The sequence below is a fragment of the Nocardioides sp. dk884 genome (assembly GCF_009557055.1).
Lineage (GTDB): Bacteria > Actinomycetota > Actinomycetes > Propionibacteriales > Nocardioidaceae > Nocardioides.
In genome coordinates this window covers 1877201-1899056 of sequence record NZ_CP045649.1, presented here as the reverse complement: position 1 = coordinate 1899056, position 21856 = coordinate 1877201, and the positions used below count along the sequence as shown (strand labels likewise).

25 protein-coding genes are annotated in these 21856 nt (G+C 74.0%); 6 read left to right on the top strand and 19 right to left on the bottom strand.

Annotated elements, in window-relative coordinates; all coding sequences use genetic code 11:
* Positions 1–10 precede the first annotated feature (10 nt).
* A complete protein-coding gene (locus GFH29_RS09235) occupies positions 11–688 on the bottom strand; it encodes a DUF2510 domain-containing protein (protein ID WP_153323058.1) in 678 nt (225 codons plus the stop codon).
* Positions 689–934: 246 nt separating this feature from the next.
* Here GFH29_RS09235 and GFH29_RS09230 point away from each other — a divergent pair, with 246 nt between their 5' ends.
* On the top strand, positions 935–2194 hold the full coding sequence (locus tag GFH29_RS09230) for an HNH endonuclease signature motif containing protein (RefSeq protein ID WP_194288936.1): 1260 nt from the start codon (positions 935–937) through the stop codon (positions 2192–2194).
* 1 nt (position 2195) lies between these two features.
* Here GFH29_RS09230 and GFH29_RS09225 read toward each other — a convergent pair whose 3' ends face one another.
* The 4 genes from GFH29_RS09225 to GFH29_RS09210 all read right to left on the bottom strand — a co-directional run bounded on the left by GFH29_RS09225 (position 2196) and on the right by GFH29_RS09210 (position 5280).
* Positions 2196–2810, bottom strand: a complete 615-nt coding sequence (locus tag GFH29_RS09225; protein WP_153323056.1) for a histidine phosphatase family protein — start codon at positions 2808–2810, stop codon at positions 2196–2198.
* A gap of 42 nt (positions 2811–2852) precedes the next feature.
* Entirely contained in the window at positions 2853–3281 is a 429-nt protein-coding gene (locus GFH29_RS09220) for a DUF309 domain-containing protein (RefSeq protein WP_153323055.1), read from the bottom strand.
* Positions 3282–3395: 114 nt separating this feature from the next.
* Complete coding sequence (locus tag GFH29_RS09215; protein ID WP_153323054.1) at positions 3396–4013, bottom strand: class I SAM-dependent methyltransferase; 618 nt, start codon at positions 4011–4013, stop codon at positions 3396–3398.
* A 61-nt stretch (positions 4014–4074) separates the two neighbouring features.
* Positions 4075–5280, bottom strand: a complete 1206-nt coding sequence (locus tag GFH29_RS09210) for an MFS transporter (protein WP_153323053.1) — start codon at positions 5278–5280, stop codon at positions 4075–4077.
* A 417-nt stretch (positions 5281–5697) separates the two neighbouring features.
* Between GFH29_RS09210 and GFH29_RS09205 the strand changes: the two genes are divergently transcribed.
* The gene (locus GFH29_RS09205) at positions 5698–6366 is read left to right on the top strand and encodes a hypothetical protein (RefSeq protein WP_153323052.1); all 669 of its coding nucleotides are present in this window, start codon (positions 5698–5700) and stop codon (positions 6364–6366) included.
* Between the two features lie 12 nt (positions 6367–6378).
* Here the strand turns inward: GFH29_RS09205 and GFH29_RS09200 are convergent, their stop codons facing one another.
* Positions 6379–7398: a zinc-dependent alcohol dehydrogenase family protein gene (locus GFH29_RS09200; RefSeq protein WP_194288937.1), complete on the bottom strand. Its 1020-nt coding sequence runs from the start codon at positions 7396–7398 to the stop codon at positions 6379–6381.
* Positions 7399–7500: 102 nt separating this feature from the next.
* Here GFH29_RS09200 and GFH29_RS09195 point away from each other — a divergent pair, with 102 nt between their 5' ends.
* The gene (locus tag GFH29_RS09195; RefSeq protein ID WP_153323051.1) at positions 7501–8262 is read left to right on the top strand and encodes a hypothetical protein; all 762 of its coding nucleotides are present in this window, start codon (positions 7501–7503) and stop codon (positions 8260–8262) included.
* A gap of 47 nt (positions 8263–8309) precedes the next feature.
* Positions 8310–8825, top strand: coding sequence for a DUF2243 domain-containing protein (locus tag GFH29_RS09190; protein ID WP_153323050.1), 516 nt, complete (start codon positions 8310–8312; stop codon positions 8823–8825).
* Between the two features lie 353 nt (positions 8826–9178).
* Here the strand turns inward: GFH29_RS09190 and GFH29_RS09185 are convergent, their stop codons facing one another.
* The 10 genes from GFH29_RS09185 to GFH29_RS09140 form a co-directional block, all read right to left on the bottom strand.
* The gene (locus GFH29_RS09185) at positions 9179–10000 is read right to left on the bottom strand and encodes a glycosyltransferase family 2 protein (RefSeq protein ID WP_153323049.1); all 822 of its coding nucleotides are present in this window, start codon (positions 9998–10000) and stop codon (positions 9179–9181) included.
* Positions 9997–10293 carry a glycosyltransferase gene (locus tag GFH29_RS09180; protein ID WP_194289588.1) on the bottom strand — a complete coding sequence of 99 codons (297 nt, stop codon included), beginning with the start codon at positions 10291–10293 and terminating at the stop codon, positions 9997–9999. The genes GFH29_RS09185 and GFH29_RS09180 overlap by 4 nt, the downstream gene beginning before the upstream one ends.
* Positions 10287–11003 carry a hypothetical protein gene (locus tag GFH29_RS09175; RefSeq protein ID WP_153323047.1) on the bottom strand — a complete coding sequence of 239 codons (717 nt, stop codon included), beginning with the start codon at positions 11001–11003 and terminating at the stop codon, positions 10287–10289. The genes GFH29_RS09180 and GFH29_RS09175 overlap by 7 nt, the downstream gene beginning before the upstream one ends.
* A 16-nt stretch (positions 11004–11019) precedes the next feature.
* Positions 11020–12084 (bottom strand): glycosyltransferase, encoded by a 1065-nt coding sequence (locus GFH29_RS09170; RefSeq protein ID WP_153323046.1) that lies wholly within the window; start codon positions 12082–12084, stop codon positions 11020–11022.
* A gap of 4 nt (positions 12085–12088) precedes the next feature.
* A complete protein-coding gene (locus GFH29_RS09165) occupies positions 12089–13144 on the bottom strand; it encodes a glycosyltransferase (protein WP_153323045.1) in 1056 nt (351 codons plus the stop codon).
* Between the two features lie 134 nt (positions 13145–13278).
* Positions 13279–14073, bottom strand: coding sequence for an SDR family NAD(P)-dependent oxidoreductase (locus GFH29_RS09160; protein WP_153323044.1), 795 nt, complete (start codon positions 14071–14073; stop codon positions 13279–13281).
* Between the two features lie 54 nt (positions 14074–14127).
* A complete protein-coding gene (locus GFH29_RS09155; protein WP_153323043.1) occupies positions 14128–15186 on the bottom strand; it encodes an NAD-dependent epimerase/dehydratase family protein in 1059 nt (352 codons plus the stop codon).
* A 592-nt stretch (positions 15187–15778) separates the two neighbouring features.
* Entirely contained in the window at positions 15779–16828 is a 1050-nt protein-coding gene (locus tag GFH29_RS09150; protein ID WP_228387856.1) for a phytoene desaturase family protein, read from the bottom strand.
* Positions 16821–17270, bottom strand: coding sequence for an SRPBCC family protein (locus tag GFH29_RS09145; protein WP_153323042.1), 450 nt, complete (start codon positions 17268–17270; stop codon positions 16821–16823). Before GFH29_RS09145 ends, GFH29_RS09150 begins: the two co-directional genes overlap by 8 nt.
* Entirely contained in the window at positions 17270–18232 is a 963-nt protein-coding gene (locus GFH29_RS09140; protein WP_153323041.1) for a TIGR03557 family F420-dependent LLM class oxidoreductase, read from the bottom strand. The genes GFH29_RS09145 and GFH29_RS09140 overlap by 1 nt, the downstream gene beginning before the upstream one ends.
* A gap of 102 nt (positions 18233–18334) precedes the next feature.
* Between GFH29_RS09140 and GFH29_RS09135 the strand changes: the two genes are divergently transcribed.
* Positions 18335–19006 carry an HAD family hydrolase gene (locus GFH29_RS09135; protein ID WP_153323040.1) on the top strand — a complete coding sequence of 224 codons (672 nt, stop codon included), beginning with the start codon at positions 18335–18337 and terminating at the stop codon, positions 19004–19006.
* A gap of 71 nt (positions 19007–19077) precedes the next feature.
* Here the strand turns inward: GFH29_RS09135 and GFH29_RS09130 are convergent, their stop codons facing one another.
* Positions 19078–20226, bottom strand: coding sequence for an alcohol dehydrogenase catalytic domain-containing protein (locus GFH29_RS09130; protein WP_153337234.1), 1149 nt, complete (start codon positions 20224–20226; stop codon positions 19078–19080).
* A gap of 105 nt (positions 20227–20331) precedes the next feature.
* Entirely contained in the window at positions 20332–20637 is a 306-nt protein-coding gene (locus GFH29_RS09125; protein ID WP_153323038.1) for a MerR family transcriptional regulator, read from the bottom strand.
* Positions 20638–20720: 83 nt separating this feature from the next.
* Here GFH29_RS09125 and GFH29_RS09120 point away from each other — a divergent pair, with 83 nt between their 5' ends.
* Positions 20721–21158: an Hsp20/alpha crystallin family protein gene (locus tag GFH29_RS09120; protein WP_153323037.1), complete on the top strand. Its 438-nt coding sequence runs from the start codon at positions 20721–20723 to the stop codon at positions 21156–21158.
* Positions 21159–21189: 31 nt separating this feature from the next.
* Here the strand turns inward: GFH29_RS09120 and GFH29_RS09115 are convergent, their stop codons facing one another.
* Positions 21190–21750, bottom strand: a complete 561-nt coding sequence (locus tag GFH29_RS09115; protein ID WP_228387855.1) for a DinB family protein — start codon at positions 21748–21750, stop codon at positions 21190–21192.
* Positions 21751–21856 lie beyond the last annotated feature (106 nt).

The following is a 21856-nucleotide window of genomic DNA, read 5'->3' as shown; positions in this document are numbered from 1 at the left end:
CCTGCGCACGTTAGCGGCCCAGGTGCCAGCTCCAGCTGCCCTCGTCCCAGTTCACCGTCGAGCTGAACACCCATCCGCGCACCTGGCCGCCGTCGAGCTTCTCGTTCACGGCGAGGCACTCAAAGGTGGTTGTCAATGCCGTCAGGTCGTCGACGCTGCCGCCGCCAAGAGGGTCGCAGTTGGTGTAGTAGATCGGGCCCTCGAGAACGCCCTCGGAGACCTTCTCCTTGGCGTCCTTCGTGATCGACTGCTGCATCTGCTTGATGATGCTGGTCCGAACGGCCCGCTCGGCCGTTTCGAGCGCCGCGGCCTCCTCGGCTGCTTCGCGCTCCGCCTCGGCCTTCTCCTCCCTCTCGCGCGCTGCAGTCTCGCGCTCGGCTTCAAGGGCGGCGGCCTCAGCGTTGCGTTCCTGTTCTCGGTCGTGCTGCACCTTCCACACGATGCCGCCTCCGATTCCGAGGAGGACGACCGCGGCGGCGACGATGCCGATGATTGCCTTCCGGCCGAGCTCGGGGCGGCGTCGCCTGACGTACCTGGCGCCGCAGTGCGGGCAGAAGTCGCCACTCGTGTGCGTTTGGACGCTGCACTTGGGACATACCTTTGTCGGTGGTGCAAGCGGGGGCGCCGGAATGTCGTGTGCCCCCGTCTGATCGTGGTCGTGGCTGCGGTTCGAGGGCTGCTCATTCATCGCCTGTCAGGCTAGGTGGCTGCTGAGACACATGTCCGGTGATCGAGGGTTTCGTGACCTGTGGCACCTGGTCAGCGGGGTCTTTATGCGGCGGGCCCGGGCCCGGCTCCGTTTCCTGCATGAGCGGCGGTTGCCTACTCCACAGATGCCCCTCAGCCGTCCCGGAATGTCGTCGAACAGGTGTACGATTAGGGCATTGGCGGCACCGTTCCCGTCACTCCATCTCGGGAGGCTCCGATGGCCGAAATGGCTCATCCCTACCTCGCCGATGTGGGCTGCGTGAGCGAGTTCCTCGACAAGCTCGCGGCGCGGGACCCGGTGTTCTTGTCACTGGCGGAGAAGCGTCAGGCGTTGTTGATGATGGCGCAGGTCTGCTCTCGCGCGCAGGCGCTGCGGGCGCGGGTGATCGCGTGTGCCGAGGACGTCGCCGACGCCGACGGGCACCGCGACGTCGCCTCCTGGCTGACCCACCGCACCCACGAATCGTCCGGGACGACGCGGCGCGCGCAGCGGCTCGGGATCGCCTGCGAGCAGCACTTCCACCACCTCGGCGAGGCGCTGCTGGCCGGACACCTCAGCCTCGACCAGGGCCACGTGATCGCCGCCGCCCTCGACGACCTCGCCGGCGCCGGCACCCTGGTCGACGCCACCGCCACCGAGTGGTCCGAGGTGCTGGGCCGGGCAGAGGTGCACTTGGTCGAGCAGGCCGCGGACTTCGGTCCCCGCGCGTTGCAGCGACTGGGTGAGCGGATCCTCGAGGTCGTCGCACCCGCGTGGGCCGAGCAGCTCGAGGAACGCCGGCTGCGCGAGGCCGAGCGCCACGCCCGGCGGCGTACCTGGCTGAAGACCCAACGCCTGGGCGACGGGACCGCGCTGATCAAGGCCCGCGTCCCCGAAGCCACCGCGCTGCGCCTCACCACCGCGCTGGAGGCGTTCACCAACCCCCGCAAGGCGACCGGCGAGGTCGTGGTCGCGGAGGCGGACGGGCGACGGGTGCCCTACGAACGGCGACTCGGGGAGGCGTTCTGCTCCCTGCTCGAATCCCTCGACCCGACACGGCTCCCGCTGCACGGCGGCGACGCGACCACCCTGGTCATCACCATCGACTTGAAGTCCCTCCTGGAGGGGCTCGGGTCCGCGGCCCTGGCCGACGGTTCGCGGATCACCGCCGGTGAGGCCAGACGACTCGCCTGCTCGGCCTCCTTGGTGCCTGCGGTCCTCGGCACCCGCTCGGTGCCCCTCGACCTCGGCCGCACCACCCGGCTGTTCAGCCCCGGACAACGCAAGGCCCTCGCGATCCGCGACCGCGAGTGCCGCGCCGACGGCTGCACGATCCCCGCCACCTGGTGCGAGGCCCACCACGTGAAGCCGTGGTCGGCCGGAGGGAAGACCGACCTCGCGGACGGGCTCCTCCTCTGCTCCCACCACCATCACCTCATCCACGACGACCGCTACCTGCACCAACGCATGCCCAACGGCGACATCAGGTTCGCCCGGCGGACGTGAGTCAGAGCCTCATGTGGTCGGGAAAGCCGGTCCACCGCAGCTCCGGGGGAAGGTGCGACATGTCGTTGAACACCGCCACGGCGGGCGGCCGGTCCGTGAAGTAGCGGAGCACGGTCAGAGCGGCGTGGCCGCTGTCGAGGCCCACCCACCGCCACGGCGGGGCCGCGCACGCATGGCGCACGAGCCAGCCGATGGTGAAGGCGTGAGTCATGACGAGATGGTGGCTCTCGCCGTCGTCGTGGCCTGGTCCGGTGAGGAGCCGGACAGCCTCCGCGGCGAGCGCCGCGCCCTGCGCCGCTTCTTCAGCCGAAACGCCGGCCAAGAACGCCATGACACCAGCGCGGTGCTCAGGGTCGACCTCGTCCGGGGACGGCACGTGGGGCACGTAGTCCCCGGCAGCGCCGAGCTCGACGACCGGAACCTGAGTGCCGAGCTGTGCTGCCACGACCTGCGCGGTTTCCCTCGCCCGGGGCAGTGGGCCGTGTTGGACCGAGCCGAGGGGCACGGCCGACAGGCGACGCCCCAGCAACTGCGCCTGCTGGACACCGCGCTCGGTCAGCCTGCCCTGGTCGCCCGGCTCGGCGTGCCGCGCGAGGTAGAGGTGTCGCACCGGCATGCGATCAGGCCCCCTTCCGGGCCGACGGAAGGCGGCGGAACGTCACCCGTTCTCGACCCGTCCCCGGGCACACCCTATGAGCGCGGCGAGGTCGAGCCCGTACGTCGGACCACCGCCCTGCTCGTACGCCGTCAGCCGGCCCGCGGCACGCTCCACCAGCCGGGAAGCGCCCACGGCGTTGCCACGCGCGTGGTGGGTGAGGCCCACGCAGAGCTGGGCCAGGCCCTGCCACAGCTCTCGCTCCTCGGCCGGGCAGGACTTCCACCGCACCTCGAGAGCCTCGTGGGCGGCGAAGGGGCGGCCCTCGTCCAGCAGCTGGCGCGCATAGGCGAGGGTCTCCGCCGGCGGGCGGGGCTCCTCGGAGATCGGCTCCACGCCCACCGCGCCGTACGCCAGCGGTCGGCCGAGCTCGTCACGCGGCCGGGCCTGCTCGGCTCGGCCCGCGGCGTTGCGGTCACGGTCGCCGGTCACGTTGACCCCGCCTCGTGGGCCATGAGCTCCTGGTGCATCGCTTCCCTTCCGTCGCCGTCCACGGCGCACGGTAGCCCGTGCCCGCGGGCACGGCCCCCGGGAGCAGGGCGCTGCTCAGGCAGCGGCAACGCCCAGTCGGGCGGCCGCGAACACCTTCGGTGCGCCCTTCTCGTAGAACTCCTCGACGTGCCCGGGTGTGAAGCCGGCGCGCTCGATCGCCTCCACGATCCGGCGGTCCAGGTGGCACCCGCCGGCCACTCGCTGCTGCAGCGGGTCCAAGCGGTGCTGCCACCGTGCGACCGACTCGTCAGGGGCGAGCCCGTGCTCGAGGAAGTGCAGGGTCCCGCCCGGGCGCAGCACCCGGCGCAGCTGCGCCAGCGCCGCGTCGAGGTCGGGGATCGTGCACATCGTCCAGGTGGAAAGCGCGCAGTCGAACGTGTCGTCATCGAACGGCAGCGACTGGCCGTCCAGCCCGGCGCGCTCGACCGGGACCGACCCGGCCGCCCGCCGGTCCGCTGCCAGCCGCCAGGCCACGTCCGAGGGTTCGACCGCCGCGACCCGCGACACGGTGGTCGGATAGTGCGGCACGTTGAGGCCCGAGCCGAAGCCGATCTCGACCACCTCCCCGGCCAGGCCGGAGCACACCCGCGCGCGGAGCTCGTGGTTCATCGGTCCCGACGCACAGGCCACGTTGATGAGGCGGGGGACGACCTGTTCGCGATACCAGCCCATGTCCGGCTCCTTCCTGGGCCTCCACCCTCCACCCCGACCGCGCGGCTGTCGACCGTGCGCCTCACGTCGACGAGTGCGGCGACCCGCCGGGGACCGGCTCCCCGGGCCGGAAGGCCGAGCGGGCCACCAGGGCGAGGACCGCGGAGACGGCGACGACCGCCGCCGCGGTCCAGGCGACCCAGGTGAGCCCCGAGACCGCCATCACGGCGCCACCGAGCGCGGCGCCGCCGCCGATACCCGCGTTGCTGCTGGCGTTGATCCACGCACCGGCGGTCTCCGGCGCGCTCGCCGACGAGCGGACCGACGCGGTCTGGTAGAGCGACGCGGCGGGTCCGAAGGCGGCCAGCCACACCGCGCCGGCGACGACCACGAGGGCCAGCCGGGGAAAGGCCAACGCCACGGCGGCGGTGCCGGCGGCCATCAGCGCGGGGATCACGACGGCGCTGCCGTGCGGGCGGTGGTCGAGCTGGGTCGCGGCGAGGCGCAGACCGACCAGCCCGCACACGCCGAAGAGCAGCAGGGTCGGGCCGACCCAGCCCCCGGGCGCTCCGGAGTCGCGCAGCAGGACGCTGATGTAGGTGTAGAGGACGTAGGTGCCCAGGTAGCTCACGCCGTTGGCTACGACCACCGTCGCGAGGTCACGCCGCCGCCCGGGGTACGGCGCGTCATCGCCTCGCGGTCCGTCGACGGGCGGCAGCACCACCGCGGCCATCACCAGGACGAGCGCGACCACCGCGGCGAGGACGCCGAAAGCAAGCCGCCAGCCGAAGGCGTCGCCGAGCGCCGTGGAGAGGGGCACCCCCAGCACCAGACCCCCGGAGATCCCAGCGGACGCCAGCGCCAACGCCCGGCCGGTCCGGGTCGCCGGCACGAGCCGGGCCGCATAGCCGATACAGACCGAGAAGAACAGGGCGTGGGTGACGCCGCCCAGGACCCGGCCGGCGGCGAGAACGGCGAAGCTGGGCGCCGCCGCCGCGATCGCGTTGCTCACCAGGTAGCCACCGATGGTCGCGAGCAGGACCGGCTTGCGCGGCAGCCGCCGGGTCGCGAGCGCGAGCGGGACCGACAGCACCGCGACCATGCCGGCGTACGCACTCACCAGCAGCCCGGCGGCCGCGTCGCTCACCCCGAACGCCGTGCTGATCTGGGGAAGCAGTCCGACCGGCAGCAGCTCGGTGGTCACGGCGGCGAAGACTGCGACGGCGAGGACGAGCAGGCCGGTGCGCGCGGAGCCCAGTCCATCGGGGGCCTGTGCCGGCGCGCTCACCCCGCCACCTTCTCACTACATCCCGCCGCCCTCCCGTGGCGTCGCTCGCCCGGCGCTACGTCCCCTCGTGCACCACCAGTGGCACGTCCGCACCCCTTGCCGTGCCGGGCTCCGCGGGCGGACCATGGAGGGACCATCCCCTCGTCGACACTGTCGGGCCGGCGCGCCGAGGCACGGCGCCACACAGGAGTCCAGGGAAGGGGCCCGGGGAGAGGGCCCCGGAAGGGGTGCACCCGGGAGCGGCCGAGGCAGACCGTTCCCGGGTCACGGGGAGCGGTGCGCCACTAGGCTCCGCGGGACGCTCCCCCGTGAGCCCCGAGAGGACCCGCCCTGGACACCCCAGCACCACGCCCGCCCGTCACCACGCAGCCTGCCCCGCCACCCGTGGTCAGGCGCCTCGATGCGCGACTGCTGCGGGTGACCCAGCTGGTCGGCGTGGTCGTGCTCGCCTGCTGGGTGGCGGTCCTGGCAGGGACCGTGCTCCAGGGCCACCGCACGTCGTCGTACTCCGACCTCGTCTCCGCGGTCCGGTCCGGCGACGCCACGGAGGTCCAGGTCTCGCCCGGACTCCCGGCCCGGGCGAGCGGGCATGCCACCGTCGAGATCCGCTGGCGCGACGGGCTGCTGCGCCGCACGACCTCGGTCGTGGAGGTCCGCGGGCGACAGACCGGCCATCGGTCCGACGCCACCACGGCGGTCCTCCGCAGGCCCGTGCCGGATGCCCTGCGCGCCCGCGACCCCGATCTCGAGATCACCACGCTGCGCCGCGACGGCGGCGGCTTCGGCGTCAGCGCCGAGCTCCTGGGCTGGACGGCGCCGGCACCGGTCGCCCTGGGCTACCTCACCGCCACGCTCGCCACCCTGCTGCTCCTCGCGCTGGGGCCGGAGCCTCGGCGGGTGACGCCGTGGGGATGGTTCTGGCTGATCCTGCTGACCGGGCCGATCGGCTCGATCGCCTTCCTGGTGATGTCGGGGGTGCTGTCGCGCACACCGGTGGCGCCGCCGATGCGGCCGCGCACGGGCGGTGGCTGGGCGTTCATCCTCGCGCTCGCGCTGGGCAGCGTCGCGGGGACGCTGAACGGATGATCGCGCGGCGGCTCAGGGCGTGAGCAGCACCTTGATCGCCGTCCGGTCGTCCATCGCCTGGTAGCCCTCGGCGGCGCGCGCCAGCGGCAGGGTGCGGTCGAAGACCCGGCCCGGATCGATCTCGCGCTCCCAGATCCGGCGGATGAGGTCGGGCAGGAACCGCCGGACCGGGGCCGGGCCTCCGTGGAGGTGGATGCCGGCCATGAACAGGTCCTCGCCCGGCAGCGCCACGCCGTGCGAGACGCCGACGAAGCCCAGGTGCCCGCCGGGCCGGGTGGAGTGGATCGCCTGGAGCATCGACTCCTGGGTGCCGACCGCCTCGACGACCGAGTGCGCACCGAGCCCGCCGGTGAGCTCGCTGACGCGCGCCGCCCCGTCACGACCGCGCTCCTCGACGATGTCGGTGGCGCCGAACTCGCGGGCGAGCGCCTGCCGGTCCGCCTGGCGGCTGCACGCGATCACCCGTTCGGCGCCGAGCTGCCTCGCCGCCAGCACCGCGAGCAGGCCGACCGCGCCGTCCCCGACGACCGCCACGGTCCGGCCCGGCCCCGCCTCCGCGGCGCTCGCGGCGAACCAGCCGGTGCCGAGCACGTCGGAGGCCGCCAGCAGCGACGGCAGCATCGCCTCGTCCGGCGGTCCGGGCGTGGCGACCAGGGTGCCGTCGGCGAGCGGGATCCGGGCCCGCTCCGCCTGGGTGCCGATCGTCCCCATCAGGACGCGGTGCACGCAGTAGGCCTGGTAGCCGGACCGGCAGATCTCGCAGGTGTTGTCGGAGGCCCAGAACGAGCCGACGACGAAGTCGCCCGCCTCGACGCTGCGCACGTCGGCGCCGATCTCCTCCACCACCCCGACGTACTCGTGCCCCATCACCTGGTGCTCGACCGGCTCGGCACCGCGGTAGGGCCACAGGTCGCTGCCGCAGATGCAGCTCGCCTCGACCCGGATGACCGCGTCGGTCGGCTCCTGGATCCGCGGGTCCTCGCGCTCCTCCACGCGTACGTCGCCGGGCGCGTACATCACCACTCCGCGCATGGCCTGCTCCCTCGTCTCGGTGGCCCGCCCACGACCCCAGTGAACCCCCGCACTGGTTGGCGCTAGCGTGACCTGCCTCGCACCCGTCCCCCGGAGGTCCGCATGCCCCGATCACCCGCGTCCCTCCGACTGCTCGCGGTCCTCGTCGCCGGGCTCGTCGCCTCGCTGGTCGTGGCCGCGGCTCCGGCCGGGGCGGCGCCGGTCTCGGACAGCCGCGCCTCGGACACGACGTACCCCTGGCACACGCGGATCGTGGCGACCACGTTCTGGGTGGGCGAGATCTTCGACCCCGACGCCCCCGACGGCAGCCAGATGATCTCCACCTATGACGACAACTGGTACGCCAACTACGGCGGCTGCGACGGGCAGATCCGGCGCGGGGTCTGCCGCACCGAGCGGCGCTTCAAGCGCGACGGCTGGTTCCCGCGGCACATGACGCCGAAGCAGAACCCCTTCTACCTCGACCTGCCCTACGACGACCTCAACGACAAGATCGGCTTCCGCCGGCGCGGCGAGGTCATCCCGTGGGCGAGCCGGCCCCGCTACGCCGGCCTGGTCGGGGACCGCGACGTGAGCCTGATGAAGAACCGCTGGGTGCAGATCCGCTCGCGCGGGCGCACCTGCTACGGCCAGATCCAGGACGCCGGCCCCGGCAAGTACCACGACGCCCGCTACGTCTTCGGCCACCGCGACGCCCGGCCCGCCTCGAAGCGCTACAACAACGCCGGCATGGACGTCTCCCCCGCCCTCAACGGCTGCCTGCGGTTCCGCTCGCTCAACGGCAAGCGCGACCGGGTGGACTGGCGCTTCGTGGATGCCCGTGACGTCCCGCGCGGGCCCTGGAAGCGGATCGTCACCCGCTGAGGCGTGCGACACGCGTGGCCGGCGGGGGCCGCGGGCACCGGTAGGCCATGAGCGACATGAGCGTGCGACCCCTTGAGCGCCCCTCGCCCGCCCCGGGCCTGATGTTCGGCATCGGGCTGGGCGGGTTCATCGACGGCATCGTCCTGCACCAGATCCTGCAGTGGCACCACATGGCCAGCGCCACCTCCGAGGACCCCAAGACCCTCGCCGGGCTGGAGGTCAACACGATGGCCGACGGGTTCTTCCACCTCTTCGCCTGGTTCGTGGTCGTCGCGGCTTCGATCGTGACGATCGCACTGTGGCGGCAGGGCCGGCTCGCGCCGTCGTGGACCTTCCACGCCGGCGGTCTGCTGAGCGGCTGGGGGCTGTTCAACCTGGTCGAGGGCCTCGTCGACCACCAGATCCTGGGGGTGCACCACGTGCGCGACGACCTGGGCGGGCCGCTGTCGTGGGACCTCGGCTTCCTGGCCTTCGGCGCCGCGCTCGTCGTGGTCGGTCAGCTGCTCCAGCGCCGTGGCGCCGCCACCGCCCGTCGTACCGAGGCGGAGACGGTGGCGCGCTGAGCCGGGCGTCCGGGTCAGGGGCGGGGGCCACCGCGCCCGGTGTTGGTCGGGCAGTCGGGGTTCTGACACACCCGCTGGTCCACCGGGTCGTCCCCCGCGCCGACCACCCCGTCCGGCGGTCCCACCGGTCCGTCGCTCGCGGCCTCCGCCGCCCCGACGTCCTTCCGCGCCCGCAGCCGCACCGCTGACCCGCAGACCTCACATGGCTTCTCGTCCTCATACACGTCCAGCCGGTACCCACCCACCTCGCCGCGCCACAAGCGCCGACTCGCCACGCCATTGGCGCCGACTCGCGGGACCATTGGCGCCGACTCACCGCGCCATTGGCGCCGACTCGCGGGATGGGTGGGGGGTCAGGCGAGGCGCACGTAGTCCTCGCCGCGGCGGGCGACCAGGCCGCGGCGCTCGAACTCCTCCAGCCAGCCGCGCATCGGCCAGCTGCCCCAACGGGTGCGATAGAGGCGACCGTTGCGCAGGATGTCGTCGAGGTGCTCCACCGGCGGGCTGCTGACCGGGTGGTGCTGGTGGTAGGCCCGCGCGGCGCCGACCCAGGCCAGGTCGAGGCCGGCGCGCACCACCCGTCGCCCGAAGTCGGTGTCCTCGGCGCCGTAGCCGACGTAGGCCTCGTCGAAGCCGCCGGTGCGCTCCCAGGACTGGGCCGACATCGCAAAGGACAGCGACCAGAACAGGTCGGGGTCTCCCCCGGTCGCGACCTCGCCGGGCGCCGGCGCCGGGCGCGCCGGGTGCGGGGCGTCGAGCTCACCCAGCCGGTCCAGCGGGTAGCCACCGGGGCCCGCCGGCGGCAGGTAGGTCACCGGGCCCGACCAGACCCGCTCGGGGTCCTCCCGCACGACGCGCGCGTAGCCCCCGACCAGCCCCGGCCCGGCCAGGCAGTCCACGTCCAGGCCGATCACCACGTCGCACCCCGCGGCGCGCGCGGTCTCGAACCCCGTGTTGCGGGCGGCGGCGAGCGGCAGCCGTCGGGGGTCGGCGGCCAGCGGCACGCACTGCGGGCGTACGCCGCCGCCCGCCAGCACCCCCTCGATCGCGGGGTCACCCATGGCCACCACGACGTAGAGGTCCGGCACCACCTCCCCGCGCGCCAGCGTGGCCTGCTGTGCGCGCAGGTGCTCGTGGCGCCCGTGCACGACTGTCACCACCGCCACGCCGCTCATGCCGGCGCCCCCACCGGATCGCCGGCCAGCACCGCGGCGAACCGCTGCGCCGCGGCACCGTCACACCAGCTCGCCCACCGCCGCCCGTCGAGCGCGGCCGCCCGTTCGAGGCGCGCGGCCCAGCCGTCGCTCGGAAACGTCTCCTCGACCAGCACCGGCCAGCCGCCCGCCCCGATGGCGGCCGCGGAGACCCGCTGCTCCTCGTGCGGGCGGTCCTGCGGCACCAGCACCGCCGGTCGCCGGGCCGCGGCGACCTCGGCGACGGCGTTCTGCCCGGCGTGGGTGATCACCACGTCGGCGTCGCATACCAGCGCGTGCGGGTCCGCGACCCACGGGCCGGGCGGTCCGCAGACCTGCCACTCCCACCCGGGCGCGGAACGCATCGCGGCCGCGAGCGCCTCCGCGGAGATCGCCGAGCCACCGGCGCCGCCGAGCACCACCACCCGCGGCGGCCCCGGCCGACGCCCGCCGGCACCGGCCGGCTCGCACACCGGCTGCCGCGACAGCGCACCCACCGCTCCACCCGTCGTACGACGCGCGCCGGCAGGCCGGGCAGCATCGCCGGCGTCGCCGTGGGCGGCCACATCGCGACCAGTCGGTCAGCGACGTCGAAGCCGAGCAGGTGCGCGGCGTCGTCGCGGCGCCCGGGCAGCACCACCCCCACCACCGGTACGCCGTGGAGCCGGGCGAGCAGCGCGACCTCGACCGACACGTCGCTCACCAGCAGGCGCGGGCGGGCGGTGGCCAGCCACGCCGACAGCTGCTGCATCCGCGCGGCCAGCCCGTCGTCGCCGACCGGCACCCAGTGCAGCCGTCCCCCGGCCGTGGGCTCGCGCGGCTCGATCCCGAGGTCGTCGCGGTCCAGGTGGACCCAGTCCCCCGGGTGACCGGTGGGCGGGGCCAGCGAGGAGAGCACCGTGACCGGTTCGTCGAGCGCCTGCTGCACCGCGAGCGCGCGGTGCAGGTGCCCACGACCCTGGTGGTGCACGTAGTAGCCGATCACGTCATCACCCGAGCGCTCACGCGGCCTCGACCCCGACCAGCCGGGCGTAGCGCTGCTCGTACTCGCTCACCATCCGCTCCGCCGAGAGCCGCTCGACGGCGTGGCGGCGCACCGCGCGGCGGTCGCACCGGCGCGCGATGTCGATCGCGGCCGCGAGGTCGGCAGGATCGCCGGGCCGGGCGAGCGCACCGGCGCTCGCATCGACCAGCTCGGGCAGCGCGCCCCGGGCGTAGGCCGCGACCGGGGTCCCGCACGCCATCGCCTCGGCGGCGACCAGCCCGTAGGGCTCGTCCCACTCCGGGGTCACCACCGCGACCGCGGCGCGGCCCAGCAGCCCGGCGATCGCGCGGTGGTCGAGGTGCCCGGCGTACACGGCGTCGGGTCCGAGCCGCGGCGCGACGCACTCCGCGAAGTAGTCCGGGTCCGGGGCCGGACCCACCAGGACGATCGGCAGCCCGGCGGCGCGCGCCGCGTCGATCGCGACGTGCGGCGCCTTCTCGCGCACCAGCCGGCCCGACCAGACCGCCGGCCCACCGCCCGGACCGAGCCGCCAGGTGTTCACGTCCACGCCGTTGAGCACGGTGTCGCTGGCCACCACGTGCGACCACGCCTGCGCGGTGCGCCGGCTGACGGCGGTGAACGCCGACGCACCCGGGGCGGTCGCGATCGCCGACTCCAACCACGGCACCGGCGGGGTGTGCAGCGTGGTGAGAAGGGGCACCTCGAGCATCGGCGCCATCGCCACCGGCAGGTGGTGGAGGCTGTGGTTGTGGACCAGGTCGAAGCGGCCGGCGCCGTCCCGGGCGAGATCCAGCATCAGCGTCAGGTAGGCGTGGTGCTCGGCCATCCAGCTCGCCGACGGGGCGTTGACGTCGCGCTGGGCGGCGGGGCTCGCCTCGAAGCGGCCGGCGTCGATGAGGGTGACCGGGAGGTCGGGGTCGCTGCCGGAGGCCGCGAAGAGCGACACCTCGTGCCCCCGGGCGGCGAGCTGCCGGGCGAGCTGGTGGGTCAGGGCCTCCAGGCCGCCGGCGAACGGCTCCCGCACCGGGTAGCGGCTCGAGGCGATCAGGCACACGCGCATGCACTCACCCCAGCAACGTGCGGTAGAGGGTGTCGTGGGCCCGGGCGACCTCGGCGCGCTGAGCGCGGCGCGACTCCACGCTGGCGCCCAGCTGAGGACGGCTCTGGTGGGCCTCGCGGATCGCGGCCGCCAACGAGGCGGTGTCGGCGCCGTGCTCGTCGTGGCCGTAGCTGAGCACCGGCCCCTGGTCGGCGAAGTAGCCGCAGGTCGGCGCCACGACCGTGGTCCCGAGGTCGCGGCAGGCCTCCAGCCAGCCGGAGTGGGTGCCGAAGCGGTAGGGCAGCACCGAGACGTCGAGCGAGGCGAGGTAGGCCCACAGGTCGTCGTCGGAGAGGTAGTCGTGCACGTGCAGCTCGACGCGACCGCGGGCGGCCTCCTGGCGCAGGTACGTCGCCAGGGCCGCGTCACGGCGTGCGCCATCGTCGTCGAGGACGTCGCGGTGCGCGTTGACCTGCAGTACGGCGTCGGGCAGCGCGGCCACGGTCTGGACCAGGGTCGGCAGGATCGCCAGCGGGTCCATGCTGGCCCGCAGGCTCTTCACGTGCACCCCGACCCGGAACGGCGCGCCCGGGCGCGCCGCGCGCTCGCGCTGCAGCCGCGCCATCGTGGGCAGGTCGACCACGTGCGGGTGCGGCACGACCAGCGCCTCGCGGCCCCAGCGTCGTGCGATCTCCTCCGCGGCGCCGGGGGTCAGGGTGATCAGCGCGTCGGCACCCGGGACCAGCACGTCCAGGTGCGCGTCGTGCGCGGCGCGGTCGAGGTGGTGGGGGTTGCGCAGGTCGTGGACGGTGTAGACGAAGGGGGCCCGCCGGGCGCGCAGCACCTCGAGGAGCTCGCGCAGCCGGGCCGGCTCGCAGGCGTCGAAGCCGAAGTGCAGGTGGAACAGGTCGAAGTCGGCGCGTGCGGCCCACTCCGGGTCGAGCATCACCGGCGGCCACCAGGTCGCGCCCGCCGGCCGGTCCGGCCGGGCGGGGTCCGGGTCGGGAAGGCGGTACGGCGTGGGGCCGTGCTCGGCGGCGAGATGGCGGACGTAGACGTGCCCGGAGGGCACCGAGGCCACGCGGACCTGTCGGTCCGTGGGGGTCGCGCTTCGGTGCGTCCCGGGGGCGCTGCTGGTGGTCACTGGCTCGAAGTACCCGAGCGCATCCCGCGGCACGACCCCCAAATGGGTGACCTCGCTCCCGCCGCCTCCGCTCAGTCGCGCGGCTTCGTCAGCCGGGCCAGGAGGGGCGTGGCGAGCGCATCGGGCAGATGGGTGCCGATCTCGGCCTGGAGCCGGTTCTTGAACGACCCCGGCACCACGCTCGAGCGCCCAGCCATCATCGCCTCGAAGCCCTCCTTCGCGACGGTCTCCGGGTCGTCCTTGTCCTTCATCTGACCCAGCCTGGTGTCCTCCATGTCGGCGCGCGCGAAGAACTCGGTGTCGGTCGGGCCGGGCATCATCGAGGTCACCGTCACCCCGGTGTCGCGCAGGTCCCGGCGCAGCCCCTCGGCGAAGGAGTGCACGAACGCCTTCGAGGCGGCGTACGTCGCCTGGAACGGCCCGGGCGCGACGGCGGCGATCGAGGAGGTGATGAGGACCCGGCCGCGCCCCGCGGGGACCATCACGCGGGTCGCGAGCTTGGCCAGGTGCACGGTCGAGCGGACGTTGAGGTCGATCAGGCCGAGGTCGTCCTGCAACGGGATCTGGTCGAAGCGGCCGCTCACGCCGACCCCGGCGTTGAGCGCGACCGCCTCCAACCGGGCACCGACGGCGTCCACCGCCGCCCAGGTGCTGTTGACGCCGCCGGAGGTGCGCAGGTCGGCGAGCACCGGCACCACCCGGCGCCCCGACGACTCGAGCTCGCGGGCGACGTCGTGGATGCGGTCCTCCTCCGCGACCACCACGACGTCGAAGCCGTGATCGACGAACTGGCGGGCCAGGGCCCGTCCGATGCCGGTCGAGGCACCGGTGACCAGGGCGAGCGGGGCGTCGGTGTGGGAGTCCATGCCGCCCGGTCTCCACCGCGGCGGCGCTCATGCCCCCCCGGGCCCGGGGAGGCCTCAGGGCATCCGGCGCCGGCTCACCGTGCCCTGGCGCACGGCCCGGCGCAGCCCGTCGGCGATGGTGCGCTCGCGCAGCACCTCGGCGTCGCCATGAGCCGCGTCCGCCATGCCCGCGACCGCCTCGGCCAGCACGTCGTGCGCGACACGGCGCGGTCGCCACCCGAGCTCGGTGCGGGCACGCGTGGCATCGAGGACCGGGACGCCGAGGGCCAGGTCGACCCATCCGGGGTCCAACGGCTGGAGGTGGGCGCGCCAGGAGAGGTCCGCGGCCGCACGCAGCACCGAGAACGGCACGTGCACCGGGCGGGCCCCGAGCACGGCGGCGATGTCGGCATGGGTGAGCACCGGCTCGGTGACCAGGTTGAACGCCCCCGGCGCCCGGGCCTCGAGCATCAGGGCCATGGCGTCGGCGACGTCGTCGGCGTGGACCACCTGCAGGGTCACCCGCCGGTCCAGCGGCAGCACCGGCACGTGGCGCAGCACCCGCGCGGGCACCACCGTGGGCAGGAAGTAGCGCAGCTGAGCGCTGCTGGCGCTGCGCTGGCCGATGATCCCGGGCCTGGTGCGGGTGAGCACCACACCGTGCCCGGCCTCGAAGTCGTCGAGCAGCCGCTCGGCGGCGGCCTTGTGCCGGCTGTACGGCGAGGCCTGGATCCCACCCGTGGGCCAGTCCTCGGTGACCGGCCGGTCGTCCAGGCGCGGCGAGTACGCCCCGATCGAGGACTGGTGCAGCAGCTGTCCCACCCCGGCGGCGGCGACCGCGTCGAGCACCCGCCGGGTCCCGCCGACCCCGACCTCCTCGAGGTAGTCGATGCGGTGGGTGGGCTGGAAGCCCCAGACCAGGTGCACGACGGCGTCCGCGCCGCGGAAGGCGGCGACCAGCTCGTCGTGGCACTCGCGCGACAGGTCGGCGCGCACCCACTCCTGCGGGCCGTCGTCGGCACCCGGGGCTGGCGGGCGGCGGGCGATGCCGACGACCTCGTGACCGCCCGCGCGCAGCCGCCGCGCGAGCGCCGTACCGACGTTGCCGGACGCACCGGTGACGACCACGCGCATGGATCCTCCTCGATCAGGGCCGGGGCCGGCTCGGTACCCGCCGGCCCCGCGGGCATGTGACGCCTCGGCTACACCCGGCGCAGCCGCCGGGCGAGCAGGGCCGCGCGAGCGGCGTTGCTGCCGGCCGCGCCGTGCACGCCGCCGCCGGGGTGCGCCGAGGCGGAGGCGAGGAACAGCCCCCGCACCGGGGTCTCCGCGCGACCCAGGCCCGGGACCGGGCGGAAGACCAGCTGCTGGTGTAGCTGGGCGGTGCCGCCGCCCAGGGCGCCGCCGATCAGGTTGGCGTTGCGCGCCTCGAGCTCGCGCGGGCCGAGGATGCGCCGGGCGGTGACCCGGTCGCCGAAGCCGGGCGCGAGGCGCTCCACGCGTGCCTGCATCCGGTCGGCCAGGCGTTCGAGGTCGTCGTGGTCCCAGCGGCCGGTGATCCCGTCCTCGCCGGCGTCCCGTCGCACGTCTTGGGGCATGTGGGTGTAGGCCCACACCGACTCGGTGCCCGGCGGCGATCGGTGCGGGTCGGTGGTGGTCATCTGCCCGAGCAGCAGGAACGGCTTGTCCGGCACCGCGCCGGCGTCGATCTGTGCGTAGGTCTCGGTCAGCTCCGCCACGGAGTCGGCGACGTGCACCGTGCCCGGGGCCTGCGGCGGGGCGACCGCCCACGGCACCGGCCCGGAGAGGGCCCAGTCGACCTTGATCGTCGAGGGGTCCAGCTGGAAGTCCTGCATCCGGCGCAGCGTGCGGGCCGGCAGGTCCTCGGGGCGCACCAGGCCGCCGTAGAGCCGCGGCGCCGCCACGTCGGCGAGCACGGCCCGGGCCCGGATCCGCTCGCCGTCCGCGAGCCGCACGCCTCGTGCCGGCCGCGGTCGACCTCGACCCCGACCACCTCCGCGGAGCAGCGCAGCGTCCCGCCCCGGGACTGAAGGCGGCGTACGAGCGCCTCGGCGAGGCGACCGGCCCCGCCCTGCGGCACCGGCCAGCCCACGGTCTGGCCGAGCATCGCCAGCAGGACGGCCATCAGCCCGGAGCCGGGCGCGTCCAGCGGGATGTCGGCGTGGCTGGCGTTGCCGGCGATGAGCAGGCGCGCCGCCTCGCTCCCGAACCGCTCGCGGGCCAGCGACGAGGCAGGCGTCAGCAGCGTGCGGACCAGGTCGAGGCCCCCGGCACGGCGTACGGCGAGCGCGGCGGAGATCCCGTTGCGCACCGGCGGGAACGGCGAGAGCAACGCGCCGACGAGGGAGTCCCCCACGACGTCCCAGGTGCGGCACAGCTCCAGCCACGCCTCCCCGTCGCCGGGGTGCAGGTCCTCCAGGCCGGCGGCGGTCAGCTCCCGGTCGCGGTGCAGCGTCGCCCAGCGCTGCGACGCGGGGTCGAAGTGCCCCAGCACCGCCGGCGCGTGGCTCCAGGCCAGCCCGTGGGCCTCCAGCCCGAGCCCGCGCACCACCGGGGAGGCGGCCGCGAGCGGGTAGAACGAGCTCATCGTGTCGTGCACGAAGTCGGGGTGCACGTCGCGGTCGCTGCGCACGGCGCCCCCGGGGGTGTCCTGGGCCTCGAGCACGAGCACCGACCAGCCCGCGTCGGTGAGCAGGTTCGCCGCCACCAGGCCGTTGGGGCCGGAGCCGACGACGACCGCGTCCCAGTCAGTCACTGTCGGTCGCGACCGGGCGCTCGGCGACGTAGGCGAGGCGCCGCAGGCTCTCGCTGTTGCGCCACGACAGCGCGGCATCGCGCGCCGGCTTCGGCATCAACGCCCCCGGGCCGGAGACCACGTCCTCCTCCATCACCACACGGGTGTCGGAGCCGTGCGGCTCCAGGCTCAACCGCACCGAGGCGATGCCGCTGGGCTGGGCCCGGGCTCGCAGCGTCAGGGAGACCCCCGGGTCGGCAGCGGTGACCTCGGTGTAGTCGTCGATGAGCACCGGCCAGGTGCCCACCGAGTGGTGCAGCCGAGCGCCCACCTCGGGCCAGCTCTCCTCCACCGCGCGCATCCGGGAGGCGCCGACCACCCACAGCGGGTAGGTCCAGCCGTCGGCGAGCACCTCCCAGACCCGCTCGGGGCTCGCCTTGATCACTGTCTCGTTGGTCGACATCAGCCGGTCCCTTCCTCGTGCACGATGGGCAGGACGTGCTTCCCGTAGAACTCGATCATGTCCAGGGTGTGGGGCCCCATGTTGGCCACGTAGAGCTCGTCGTAGCCCGCGTCGGCGTACTGGCGCACCAGCCCGAGGTGGTCGGCCGGGTCGTTGCCGGCGACCGCCGACTCGCGGGTGGACTCCATCGTGACCAGCTGGGTCGCCTGCTCGAAGTGCTCCGGCGTGGGCAGGATCTGCGCCATCTCCCCCGGCAGGCCCGCGTTCGGCCACAGCCGGTGGGCGTGCTCCCAGCCCTCCTCCTTCGTCGGGGCGAAGGCCACCTTCGCCCCGCCCTGCGCCGGCCGGCCCCCGGAGGCCTTCTTGAACGCCCCGACCAGCTCGGCGTCCGGTGAGGTGCCGACGTAGCCGTCGCCGATGCGTGCCGCGACCTCGACCGCCTTGGGCCCGAAGGCCGACACGAAGATCTCGGGCGGGGTCTCGGGCACGTTGTAGATCCGCGCGTGCTCGACGGTGTAGTGCCGGCCGCGGTGGTTGACCACCTCGCCGGTCCACAGCCGCCGGATCACCTCCACCGCCTCCTCGAGCATCTCCAGGCGTACGTCGGCGCTGGGCCACGCGCCGCCGAGGATGTTCTCGTTGAGCGCCTCGCCGGTGCCGACACCGAGGGTGAAGCGGCCCTCGAGCAGCTCCGCGCAGGTGCCGGCCGCCTGGGCGACGATCGCGGGGTGCAGGCGCACCGTCGGGCAGGTGACGGCGGTGGTCACGTGGAGGTCGCACACCTGGCTGACCGCGCCGATCACGCTCCACACGTGCGGGCTGTTGCCCTGCTCGTTGTTCCACGGGTGGAAGTGGTCGCTGATCCACAGCGCCGCGAAGCCGGCCTCCTCGGCCGCGCGGGCCTGGGCGACGAGCTCAGCGGGGGTGTACTCCTCGGTGGACAGGAAGAACCCGATGCGCATCCGCTCTCCTCGGTTGGTGGTCGTGCCCGCTCGTGGTCGTGCCCGCGCGGTAACCCGACCAGACCCGGGGCATGCGGCGCCGCGACGGGGTACCGGCCCGCGATGAGCGACTCCACCACCGCCGTGCTGCTGGACATCGACGGGACCCTCGTCGACTCGACCTACCACCACGCCCTCGCGTGGCACCGCGCCTTCGCGCGCCACGAGACCGCCCCGCCGCTCTGGCGCATCCACCGCACGATCGGCATGGGCGGGGACAAGCTCGTCGCCCACGTCGCCGGCGAGGAGGTCGAGAAGCGCTCGGGCGACACGCTGCGCGAGGCCTGGAAGCAGGAGTACGCCGCGCTGCGCGACGAGGTCCGCCCGCTGCCCGGCGCCGCCGAGCTGGTCCGCGGCCTGCGCGAGCGCGGCCACCGTGTCGCCCTGGCCTCGTCCGGGGACCCGCAGTTCTCCCGGGAGGCCGTCGAGCTGGTCGGGATCGGCGCGGACATCGAGGTGCTCACGAGCTCCGAGGACGTCGAGGCCTCCAAGCCCGAGCCGGACCTGATCGGTGAGACCCTCGCCCGCCTCGGTGGCGTCGAGCGGGCGGTGTTCGTCGGCGACACGCCGTACGACGTGGAGGCCGCGGCCCGCGCGGGACTCCCCTGCCTCGGGGTGCTCACCGGCGGCTTCGGCCGCGAGGAGCTGCTCGCGGCGGGGGCGGTCGTCGTCGCCGAGGGTCCCGGCGACCTGCTGGACCTCGACTGGCACGCGCACCTGGGCCGACCGCGCTGACCCCGTTCGTCGAGGCCCATCGTGGGTCGAGCCTGTCGAGACCGATCTCGACAGGCTCGACCCACGCGGGATCAGGGCTTGAAGACGACCTTCACCATGCCGTCGGCCTTGTCACGGAACTTCGCGTAGGCCTCCGGCGCCTGGGCCAGCGGCAGCCGGTGGGTGGCGAACGTCTCGACACCGAGCCTGTCCTCGTCCTGGCCCAGGACCTCGAGGATGTCGTCGGTCCAGGCGCGCACGTTGGCCTGGCCCATCCGCAGCTGGATCTGCTTGTCGAACATCTGCATCAGGGGCATCGGGTCCGCGGCGCCGCCGTAGACCCCGGAGATCGAGATGGTGCCGCCGCGCCGCACGCTCTCGATCGCGAGGTAGAGCGCGCTGAGGCGGTCGATGCCTGCCTTGGTCATCACGGCACCCTGGACCTTCTTGGGCAGCAGGCCGAGCGCCTTCTGCGCGGTCTCCGCGATCGGCGAGCCGTGCGCCTCCATGCCGACCGCGTCGATGACCGAGTCGGCGCCGCGCCCGTCGGTGAGCTCGCGGATCAGGCCCGGCACGTCGTCGACCTTGGAGATGTCGACCGCCTCGGCGCCTCGTGCCGCGACGCGGTGCAGCCGCTCGGGGATCCGGTCGGCGACCACGACCCGGTGGCCGCGGTCGAGCGCGATCCGGGCGGCCATGTCACCGATCGGCCCGGCGCCGAGCACCAACAGCGTGCCGCCGTCGGGCACCGCGGCGTACTCCACGCCCTGCCAGGCGGTGGGCAGCACGTCGGAGAGGTAGAGGAACCGCTCGTCGTCGGGGCCCTCGGGCACCTTCACCGGCAAGAAGTCGGCGAACGGGACCCGCAGGTACTCCGCCTGTCCGCCGGGCACCTGGCCGTAGAGCTTGCTGTAGCCGAACAGGCTCGCGCCGGTGCCCTGGTCACGGTTCTGGGTGGTCTCGCACTGGCTGTGCAGCTGGTGCGAGCACATCCAGCACGAGCCGCAGCTGACGTTGAACGGCACGACCACCCGGTCGCCGGCCTTGAGCTCGCGGACGCCCGGACCGACCTCCACGACGACGCCCATCGGCTCGTGCCCGACGATGTCGCCGGGGGTCATGAACGGCGTCAGCGGGTCGTAGAGGTGCAGGTCGGATCCGCATAGCGCGGTGCTCGTGATGCGCACGATCGCGTCGGTCGGCTCCTGGATCGTGGGGTCGGGGACCTCCTCGACGCGCATGTCCTGCCGGCCTTGCCACGTGACTGCTCGCACTGCGTACCTCCGGTGTCGGGGCTGGTTGGGGTTCCCGGCCGGTACCCGAGCAGCCCGTGCGGATGCCCGCGCTCAGTCCCGGTGCGCGGCGTCGCGCTGGCGCACCCGCTCCTCGAGCACCCGCACCCGCTCCTCGAGGGCCAGCACCCGCGCCACGCCGGCCAGGTTCAGCCCCTCGCCGAGGAGCTCGCGGATGCGGTGCAGCCGCTCGATGTCGTCGGGGCTGTAGAGGCGCGAGCCACCCGGGGTGCGGTCGGGCGCCACCAGGCCCCGGCGCTCGTAGACGCGCAGGTTCTGGATCCGCATGGACACCATGTCCGCGGCTACCGAGATCGCGAACACCCCGCGGCGGCGATCTCCCGCTTGCGTCGTCGTCATGTTGTGAGTATAAGAAATCTGCAACAGCCGTTAAAGATCCGCGGCCACGGGGTCGCGGACCGCACCCGTCAGGAGGGCATGTGATGTTGCTTCGCACGACCGACCCGTTCCGTGACCTCGACCGCTTCGCCCAGCAGGTCCTCGGCACCACGAACCGCCCTGCGGTCATGCCGATGGACGCCTGGCGCGAGGGCGACCGGTTCGTCATCGAGTTCGACCTGCCCGGCGTCTCGCGCGAGAGCATCGACCTCGACGTCGAGCGCAACGTGCTCACGATCCGCGCCGAGCGCACCACGCGTGCCGGCGACGCCGAGATGCTCGCCTCCGAGCGCCCCACCGGCGTGTTCAGCCGTCAGCTGGTGCTCGGCGACAACCTCGACCTGCAGCGGATCGAGGCGACCTATGCCGACGGCATGCTGCGCCTGGTGGTCCCGGTCGCGGAGAAGGCCAAGCCGCGCAAGATCCAGATCGCCGGCGGGGCCGAGGACGACGGCGAGGGCCGCGCCGCGATCAACGCCTGAGCCTCGGTGGCCGCCCGCACCGGCCCAGCCCTCAGCCCATCGTCTTCTGACCGTCGATCGTCTCGCGGATGATGTCGGCGTGCCCGGCGTGCTGGGCGGTCTCCGCCACGACGTGCAAGAAGGCGCGCCGCGCCGTCCACGACGCGCCCGCCTCGAACCACGGTGCCTGCGGCAGCGGCTGCGCGCGGTCGAGGTCGACGCTGGCCACCAGCTCATCGGTGGCCGCGGCGACCTCGTCGTACGCCGCGAGCAGGCCGGCGACGGTGTCCTCACCGGTCATCTGGAACTCCGCCTGGTGGGCGAGGATCTCCGGCGGCGGGTCGGCCCAGTCGACCGACTCCCAGTCGACGGCGTCCCCCGCACCGTTGACGACGAAGTCGGCCCAGCTCCGCTCGGTGGCCGTGACGTGCTTGAGCACGCCGCCGAGGCACAGCTCGCTCGCGGTCGGCCGGGTCGCGGCCTGCGCGTCGCTCACGCCGGCCACGGCGTAGCGCAGGAAGCCGCGGTGCTTGCCCAGCAGGTCCAGCAGGTCGCGGCGCTCGGCGCTCATCTGGGGGGTGGTCTGATCGGGGTTCACTGTGTCGTGTGTCATGTCGACCACGCTAGGAGCCGAAGCGGTCAGCTTCTGACCTCAGTCGACTCCCCGTTGCCAGAAATGCAGCGGGCGGGCGGGTCGAGGCCACATCGGCCCTCGACCC

Excerpts from the sequence above, each read along its gene's own strand:
- GFH29_RS09125 (WP_153323038.1), bottom strand. The coding sequence starts at position 20,637 with ATGACGACGACGCAAGCGGGAGATCGCCGCCGCGGGGTGTTCGCGATC.
- GFH29_RS09185 (WP_153323049.1), bottom strand. The coding sequence starts at position 10,000 with ATGAGCGGCGTGGCGGTGGTGACAGTCGTGCACGGGCGCCACGAGCAC.
- GFH29_RS09190 (WP_153323050.1), top strand. The coding sequence starts at position 8,310 with ATGAGCGACATGAGCGTGCGACCCCTTGAGCGCCCCTCGCCCGCCCCG.
- GFH29_RS09170 (WP_153323046.1), bottom strand. The coding sequence starts at position 12,084 with ATGCGCGTGTGCCTGATCGCCTCGAGCCGCTACCCGGTGCGGGAGCCG.
- GFH29_RS09215 (WP_153323054.1), bottom strand. The coding sequence starts at position 4,013 with ATGGGCTGGTATCGCGAACAGGTCGTCCCCCGCCTCATCAACGTGGCC.
- GFH29_RS09135 (WP_153323040.1), top strand. The coding sequence starts at position 18,335 with ATGAGCGACTCCACCACCGCCGTGCTGCTGGACATCGACGGGACCCTC.
- GFH29_RS09145 (WP_153323042.1), bottom strand. The coding sequence starts at position 17,270 with ATGTCGACCAACGAGACAGTGATCAAGGCGAGCCCCGAGCGGGTCTGG.
- GFH29_RS09225 (WP_153323056.1), bottom strand. The coding sequence starts at position 2,810 with ATGCCGGTGCGACACCTCTACCTCGCGCGGCACGCCGAGCCGGGCGAC.
- GFH29_RS09155 (WP_153323043.1), bottom strand. The coding sequence starts at position 15,186 with ATGCGCGTGGTCGTCACCGGTGCGTCCGGCAACGTCGGTACGGCGCTC.
- GFH29_RS09200 (WP_194288937.1), bottom strand. The coding sequence starts at position 7,398 with ATGCGCGGAGTGGTGATGTACGCGCCCGGCGACGTACGCGTGGAGGAG.
- GFH29_RS09115 (WP_228387855.1), bottom strand. The coding sequence starts at position 21,750 with ATGACACACGACACAGTGAACCCCGATCAGACCACCCCCCAGATGAGC.
- GFH29_RS09195 (WP_153323051.1), top strand. The coding sequence starts at position 7,501 with ATGCCCCGATCACCCGCGTCCCTCCGACTGCTCGCGGTCCTCGTCGCC.
- GFH29_RS09230 (WP_194288936.1), top strand. The coding sequence starts at position 935 with ATGGCTCATCCCTACCTCGCCGATGTGGGCTGCGTGAGCGAGTTCCTC.
- GFH29_RS09160 (WP_153323044.1), bottom strand. The coding sequence starts at position 14,073 with ATGGACTCCCACACCGACGCCCCGCTCGCCCTGGTCACCGGTGCCTCG.
- GFH29_RS09235 (WP_153323058.1), bottom strand. The coding sequence starts at position 688 with ATGAATGAGCAGCCCTCGAACCGCAGCCACGACCACGATCAGACGGGG.
- GFH29_RS09140 (WP_153323041.1), bottom strand. The coding sequence starts at position 18,232 with ATGCGCATCGGGTTCTTCCTGTCCACCGAGGAGTACACCCCCGCTGAG.
- GFH29_RS09130 (WP_153337234.1), bottom strand. The coding sequence starts at position 20,226 with ATGCGCGTCGAGGAGGTCCCCGACCCCACGATCCAGGAGCCGACCGAC.
- GFH29_RS09120 (WP_153323037.1), top strand. The coding sequence starts at position 20,721 with ATGTTGCTTCGCACGACCGACCCGTTCCGTGACCTCGACCGCTTCGCC.